Here is a 5362-nt window from a genome sequence, read left to right on the forward strand (position 1 = left end):
GCGTCTACTCGAGCTTCCTGAAGCATGCCGGCAACGCCGCCGACCGGTACGGCGTCTCCGGGGCCCAGATCCTGCTCGAGGCCGGCCGCCGCAAGCTGATCGGCGGGCAGGAGGACCAGCTCATCGACATCGCGCTGCTGCTCAAGGCCGAGCAGGAGAAGCTCCGAGCGGACGCCGGCACGGCGTAACCGGTCCGGGGTCCTCCAGCCGGTCAGGCCAGGGGGGCGCCTTCGCAGCAGGGGACGATGTGCCCGCACCGGTCGCAGCGCTGGTGCGAGGTCTCCCACCGCATGGGAGCGCCGCAGCTGTCGCACGGCGGGAGCCCGCCGCGGTTCGGGATGCACGACGCCGCGGTCGGGCCCGCGCCTCGGGCCGGGTCGAAGGTCGTCACATCACGACACGGTAGTGGTCACCGGGTCCGGTCCGACGTCGCTGACGACCGCGTGTCGCCGGTGACGGGAACGGTGAGCAGCGGCGGGGTCCGGGTCGTGGGGCTGCGCCGTTCGTGGGTGACGAGGGTGGCCGCCAGGGCGATGGCGAGGCCGATGACGGTCTCGACGGCGCGCTGAGCGAGGAGGGTGCCGATCGAGGCGGGCAGCATGAGGTCGCCGAGCACGAGGGCCATCGGGGTGAAGAAGACCAGGCCGAGGCTGTAGTTGCGCCCGGTGGTCAGCTCGGTGCACGCCTGGAGCGCGGCGATCACCAGGATCGCGGCATAACCCGCGGGGTGAGCGGCCAGGACGAGGGCTGCGACGCCGAGGCCGGTGGCCGTGCCGATCACCCGCTGGGCCGCGCGCGCCAGGCGGGCGTGCAGGTCGGGTGCGGACATCGGCACGGCTGCCGTGACGAAGGTCCAGTACGGGTGACCGATACCGCTGGTCGCCACGGCGACGCCCGCGGCGCCGATACCGAGCACATAGCGGGCGACGTGGCGGGCGACGTGGCGGCCCACCGGGTCGGGCGGGCGCAGGCCGCGTCCCGCCCGTCGGTGCAGCGTCGGTTCACCGCCGTCGCGGGCACTGCACTCCGGGAGGGCGAGCAGCAGGGCGAACGCGGCCGCGCCCGCTGCGGTGAGGGCGGCTGCGGGCACCGTGCTCAGCGGGATCGGGACCGTGGCCGAGGCGGTGAGGGCGAAGACCGGGTTGAGCGCTCCGGCCGGATGCCATCGCCCCCACTCGGACAGCAGCACCGCGACGCCGGCCCAGGCGGCCCCGATCGGGATGAGCAGCCAGAGCCGCAACGGGGTGGTCGCCACCAGGGCGCCGACGGCGACGCCGACCACCAGGACGGCGCTCACCTGGGCCTGCATGGTCAGGCGGGCCCGAGCCGGCTCGTGCCGGCCGTACAGCGCGGCGAAGGCCCCGATCGCCGCATACAGCAGCAGCTCGCCGCGACCGGACGCCCGACACGCCATCAGCGGCACGAGGATCGCCACGCTGGCGCGCAGCGCGGTCCAGTGCGCGCCGGCGTGGGGGCCCAGGTCGAAGACCGCCGCCCACCAGGACCGCGGCGGGGTGGCCTGGGTCATCGTCGCTCCGCGTTGGTCGGGTCAGTGCTACATGACTGAAGTACCTCTGCAGGTTACTACAGTCATGAACTAGTTTGGTTTCCGACCGTGGCGGATGGGACAGGAGGATCCGGATGGACCGGGACGCAGACGGCAGGCCCGCTGGTGGCGACGTGGTGGACCGGATGCAGCGCGACTGGGCCCGCCTGCGCCCGGACCTGGACTTCGCCAGCCTCGGGGTGATCCACCGGCTGCTGCGCGCGTCCCGCCTCATCCTCGACGCCAGCGACGCCTTCCTCGCCGGCTACGGGCTCACCCGCGGGGAGCTGGACGTGCTGTCCGCCGTGCGCCGTTCGGACGAACCCCCGAGTCCGACGTCGCTGGCCCAGACGCTGTTGGCCCCGCGCTCCGCGATCACCATGCGCCTGAACGCCCTTCAGGCTCGGGGCCTGCTGAGCCGGTCGACGAACCCGGCCGACGGCCGCTCGTCCCTGCTCGTCCTCACGGACGCAGGGGCCGCGCTCGTGGACGAGGTGGTTCCCGCCCAGCTCGCCTTCGAGGACGCCCTCCTCGCCGAAGCTCCCGCCGGGGCCATCGAGGGCCTGGCCGACCGCCTACGCGCACTGACGTCCGCCTGGGAGGAAGGACGCCGCGTGGGAAGGTCGGATTCGGGTACCGGGCTCCGTCGCCGACCCGAGGGAGAGCCATGAGCGAGAAGCCCCGCGGCGGAGAGCCAGAGGGAGAAGTCTCCGAGGTGGCGAACCTGCGCGGCCAGCCCACACCGATCCAGCCCGAGGACGCCGTCGCGGGGTACCCGGAGCCGGGCAAACCCGACGTGGGGGAGACCGGCCCGGACGCCATTCCCGTGGACAACATCCTCAGCGCCGAGGGAGGCCGGCTCGTCGAGCGTCCCCGGAGGCGCAAGTCGGCGTGGCGCCCCGAGCGGCTGCCTCCGTGGCTGACGAGGCAACGCCGCCGGGCGGTGGGGCTACTGCGCCGGTCGCGCCCGGACGGCGGAGGCCGGGGCGATCACAGGGCCTGAGGGGTCGGTGGGAGTCGTTGCACTCGTCGACGACGAGTCCTCGACGTACGTGTCGGTCCAGGGTTGGGTCCATGACTCCCCGCTTCTGCGCGGGTACGCCGGAGCCGAGGGTCGGGGAACTCCTCGTTGTTGTCGCGCTCATCCACTCGACGATCCGCACGTCAGCCGGGGGTTATCGCTGCAGGAGCGTCCGACCTTCACAGACCCGGCAGCTGGGCCGGTGCCGTCAGGCGGCGCGATGACTCATGTCGCTTGCACTCTCTCGCGTTGGGGTCCGCGGCGCCAGATGCACGTGGCCCGGAGTCCATTTCGGGTGAAGCCAGGAGGTCGTCAAGTTGTCCTTCCAGCGTGCCGGCCGCCCCTAACCTGTCCCTGTAGGCTCGCTGCACCGACAGCGAGCGCGAATTGCCGGGTGGCCCGGGGGACGGGGTGAGCACATGAGACCCACCCACTACCTGGAGTCTCTGGACTCAGTTCGCGCACCGGTTCGCGCAATCGGCGACCGCGTCCACGGGATCAGTCAAGAACAGGCTGAGCAAGCCGCAGCCGCGCGCTGCGAGGCGCTTGTGGCTCTGGCGTTTGGAAGAGACATTGTGGTCCCGCAGTCATTTGCGCTCGATTCGTTCGCCTGCCAGAACCTCGTACGCACCGTCGCCGCTGCAGAGTCGGCTGCGGGACTCGCGAACGACCTCATGCGTCCGCGCCCGGTGCGGCTACACCTCTTCAAGGCACAACGCTTTGTGGATGCGGCCGCATCTATGTTCAACAAGGTGAACGACGCGAGCTGGACGAGCAGTCTCTATCCAGATTTGTCGCGTACCGACGAGGCGCGTGGCCTCGAGGCACAATAGCGAGAGGCCTACCTGTTAATCCGCTCGAGTGGATTCCCGACTGGCGCTCGGAGCTGTTCGCCGCCACGTGGGATTACTTCCGCACAGCCCAAAGTGGAGATGAGCGCCGGGTCGTCCAGCCTCGCCCGTCGGCCGGCATATCGCTAGAGGACGGGGTACGGCAGTTCATCACCCGCGAATCCGTGCGCGGCGAATCCGGCAGCCCGGCCAGTCAGACGGCCGAACAGCTAGTTCGACTCCTCAATCTCAGCCCGGACCCTCATCCATTTCAGAGCCGGAGTCGCGTCCACAGCCGAGAGTCATGGACCGGCAGGGCAGGCGAGGAGTCGGCTCGCGACATCGTCGACGACGCTCGACTCATGAACCAGATACTCGAGGTCATTGACACGCTCTACAACAGGACCGTCATCGACTCGATTGGGCGGACATCCGCGACCTACAGCACGAGAGTGGGGCCGTGGGAGGAAGTTGAGCCCGAAGGTGAGGTCCAACTAGAGGCTCTCGAGGAACGTGAGGCGGAGGACCGATCAGGCGGTGCGTTCGAGATCGCCTTCGACAAGCCGAGCCTCGACAGCGCCATGGAGATCATTCCCTCGCTGCTAACCGAAGGGGCGTTCGCCGAGGTGCTCGCAGCGCGAGAAAGTAAGAGGTGGGTGGATTCGCTACGCCGCCTAAATGAGGCGGCCACAGGCAGCGATTCTGCTCGTAACCGCGCGGTGCACCACCACACGCGGTTGATGGCCAGGGCGCTAGACGGCATTGCGCGAGTCGAGAACAGTGAGTCGGGTGTCTGGATTGAGGCCAAGGGTCTGACGTGGGACGTCATAGCGACGGGATCCCCCGCGCTGCTAGCGGTCTTCAACCCGTGGCTAGGTCTGTCGGCGTCCGTCCCCACCGTGGGTGCACGCATCTGGAAAGCCGTACAGAGTCAACGGCAACTCGAGTTGAGACACGGTGCGCTCGGCAAACTGGTCGGATCCCGAAGGAATGGCCAATGAGAAAGATCGAGAGGGTCGAAGAACGAGTCGCGTATCGAAATGAGTTCGTGACCGTATTCGATGACAAGGTGCTCTTTCCTTCGGGTCGCAGTGGCACTTACCTTCGCATCGAGGCATCCGGTGGACATCCTGGGGTCGTGCTGGTACCGATTCATAATGATCGACTAGGCTTGGTGTTTAACTTTCGCTATCCCATCGCGCGCTTCCAGTGGGCATTTGCGCGCGGCTTCTCAATCGACGGGGATGTCGAAACCAGTGCTCACACGGAACTCTTCGAAGAGCTCGGCGCAACCGCGAGCTCATTCGAGCTGCTCGGTCATGTGACCCCGGACTCGGGCCTGCAGAGCAGTCGGGTTGCTGTCTTGTTGGCCCACGTCGCTGTGGTGTCTGCACCCACCGATCGGGACGAGGTGGCCGCGACGCAGTGGGTTACCCTGGACGAGATGCTCACTTTGGTTGACGAAGGCGAGATCGAAGACGCCTTCACGCTTTCGGCGCTCATGATCTACCTTCGACGTCGAGGTCAAGTTGCGAGTTGATCGACAGCAGCGCCCCGGACGTCGTCACGTGGGCGCGGTAGAAATGCGGCGGATGGCTGAGCCTCTTGGCGTTGACGGGTACGGTTCTAGTACCCGTGCTAACGCGGCGAAGTGCTGCGAGTCACGAACTGCGACAAGGCGCTGACGGGTTGCGGGTCTCTGCCGCCGGCGGTGCCACAGCCGTTGCGGCAGGCCACGGCGACAGTTCGCTCGACATTCCCTCGTCGACCGCTGCGGAGTTCTTGGAGATGAGCCGGTCTCGCCGGAAGACGACCGCAGCGTGCCTGAATTCGGGCAAAGCGGGGGTTGACATTGGATCGAACAGGTGTTCTAATCAGTGTAGATGCAGTAGTCCTTCGGTCCTCGGACCGTCGCCCGTCTTGTGACGCGCTGGCATCGACGTTGTGTGAAGTCCCGTGCGGTAT

Annotated in this window: 6 protein-coding genes and 1 pseudogene; 6 read left to right on the forward strand and 1 reads right to left on the reverse strand. The window is 68.0% G+C overall.

Annotated features, from left to right (window positions below; all coding sequences use genetic code 11):
- Positions 1-188, forward strand: a pseudogene (locus tag ABD086_RS25205) (hypothetical protein); the annotation flags it as partial.
- A 221-nt stretch (positions 189-409) separates the two neighbouring features.
- On the opposite strand, the gene ABD086_RS25210 reads toward ABD086_RS25205, so the two are convergent.
- Complete coding sequence (locus ABD086_RS25210) at positions 410-1528, reverse strand: FUSC family protein (RefSeq protein ID WP_343911436.1); 1119 nt, start codon at positions 1526-1528, stop codon at positions 410-412.
- A 113-nt stretch (positions 1529-1641) separates the two neighbouring features.
- On the opposite strand from ABD086_RS25210, the gene ABD086_RS25215 reads away from it, so the two are divergent.
- The 5 genes from ABD086_RS25215 (at position 1642) to ABD086_RS25235 (ending at position 4937) form a co-directional block, all read left to right on the forward strand.
- Positions 1642-2217 (forward strand): MarR family winged helix-turn-helix transcriptional regulator, encoded by a 576-nt coding sequence (locus ABD086_RS25215; protein ID WP_343911438.1) that lies wholly within the window; start codon positions 1642-1644, stop codon positions 2215-2217.
- On the forward strand, positions 2214-2549 hold the full coding sequence (locus ABD086_RS25220; protein WP_343911440.1) for a hypothetical protein: 336 nt from the start codon (positions 2214-2216) through the stop codon (positions 2547-2549). Before ABD086_RS25215 ends, ABD086_RS25220 begins: the two co-directional genes overlap by 4 nt.
- Before the next feature lie 437 nt (positions 2550-2986).
- Positions 2987-3400: a hypothetical protein gene (locus ABD086_RS25225; RefSeq protein WP_343911442.1), complete on the forward strand. Its 414-nt coding sequence runs from the start codon at positions 2987-2989 to the stop codon at positions 3398-3400.
- A gap of 359 nt (positions 3401-3759) precedes the next feature.
- Complete coding sequence (locus tag ABD086_RS25230; protein ID WP_343911444.1) at positions 3760-4398, forward strand: hypothetical protein; 639 nt, start codon at positions 3760-3762, stop codon at positions 4396-4398.
- Positions 4395-4937 (forward strand): NUDIX hydrolase, encoded by a 543-nt coding sequence (locus ABD086_RS25235; RefSeq protein WP_343911446.1) that lies wholly within the window; start codon positions 4395-4397, stop codon positions 4935-4937. The genes ABD086_RS25230 and ABD086_RS25235 overlap by 4 nt, the downstream gene beginning before the upstream one ends.
- Positions 4938-5362: the final 425 nt, after the last annotated feature.

Origin of the sequence: Nocardioides aquiterrae, assembly GCF_039526625.1 — a bacterium.
Taxonomy (GTDB): Bacteria; Actinomycetota; Actinomycetes; order Propionibacteriales; family Nocardioidaceae; genus Nocardioides; species Nocardioides aquiterrae.

Excerpts from the sequence above, each read along its gene's own strand:
- ABD086_RS25215 (WP_343911438.1), top strand. The coding sequence starts at position 1,642 with ATGGACCGGGACGCAGACGGCAGGCCCGCTGGTGGCGACGTGGTGGAC.
- ABD086_RS25235 (WP_343911446.1), top strand. The coding sequence starts at position 4,395 with ATGAGAAAGATCGAGAGGGTCGAAGAACGAGTCGCGTATCGAAATGAG.
- ABD086_RS25230 (WP_343911444.1), top strand. The coding sequence starts at position 3,760 with ATGAACCAGATACTCGAGGTCATTGACACGCTCTACAACAGGACCGTC.
- ABD086_RS25220 (WP_343911440.1), top strand. The coding sequence starts at position 2,214 with ATGAGCGAGAAGCCCCGCGGCGGAGAGCCAGAGGGAGAAGTCTCCGAG.
- ABD086_RS25225 (WP_343911442.1), top strand. The coding sequence starts at position 2,987 with ATGAGACCCACCCACTACCTGGAGTCTCTGGACTCAGTTCGCGCACCG.
- ABD086_RS25210 (WP_343911436.1), bottom strand. The coding sequence starts at position 1,528 with ATGACCCAGGCCACCCCGCCGCGGTCCTGGTGGGCGGCGGTCTTCGAC.